This is a genomic window from Rathayibacter sp. AY1D2 (assembly GCF_002932695.1).
In the GTDB taxonomy this organism is placed as follows: Bacteria; Actinomycetota; Actinomycetes; order Actinomycetales; family Microbacteriaceae; genus Rathayibacter.
Genome location: NZ_PSVX01000132.1, coordinates 1 through 824, shown reverse-complemented (window position 1 = coordinate 824; position 824 = coordinate 1). Strand labels below are relative to the sequence as shown.

The following is an 824-nucleotide window of genomic DNA, read 5'->3' as shown; positions in this document are numbered from 1 at the left end:
CACCGCACACCGGCGCACTCCTCGCTCCCCACGTCGACGCCGCTGCGGCGCGCGGCATCCGGCTCGTCTCCGTCGCCCGTCCCGGCTTCGGCGGCTCGATGCGCGCTCCCGGACGGAGCATCGCGGATGCGGCCGCCGATGTGCTCCGCGTCGCCGACCTGCTCGGGATGGAGCGCTTCGTGGTGACGGGCTACTCCGGCGGCGGCCCGCACGCGCTGGCCGTCGGGGCTCTCGGAGGTGATCGCGTCCTGGGCGTCGCGACGTTCGGCAGCCCTGCGCCCTTCAGCGACGACGGAGCGTGGTTCGAGGGCATGCAGGATCCGGGCGCTCTCCGCAGCGCGCGCGACGGCCGGGCTGCGCGCGAGGAGTGGGAGGAGACGGCCCGCTTCGATCCGGAGCAGTTCACCGGTGACGACTACTCGGCCCTCGACGGCCCGCTGACGGCGCTCGGCGCAGAGGCCGGCCGCGCCTCGGAGCCTCGAACAGGGCGGGAGCGTCGACGACGACCTCGCTCTCGTCAGGCCCTGGGGAGTCGACCTCTCGCGCCTCACGGCGCCGGTCCTCCTCCACCACGGCGCGGCGGACAGAGTGGTCCCGGTCGCCCACGCGGAGCGGATCCGCCGCCTCCACCCAACCGCGGAGCTCACGATCCGGCCCGGTCGAGGCCACATCGGCGTCCTGCTCGACTGGCCGGACGTCCTCGACCGCCTCCTCGCGGACGGGTTCCCCGGGGACCGCCCCGGCAGCGGAGGCTGAGCGCTCATCGCGGCCGGCAGCGGATCCGACGCGCAAGGTGGGCCTGGAAGGGCCACGCTCGGGAGGGC

1 protein-coding gene is annotated in these 824 nt (G+C 75.5%); it reads left to right on the top strand.

Annotation, left to right across the window (positions count from 1 at the left end):
* Positions 1-98 precede the first annotated feature (98 nt).
* On the top strand, positions 99-824 hold a 726-nt coding region (locus C5D04_RS18910), incomplete at its 3' end, for an alpha/beta fold hydrolase (RefSeq protein ID WP_374954397.1).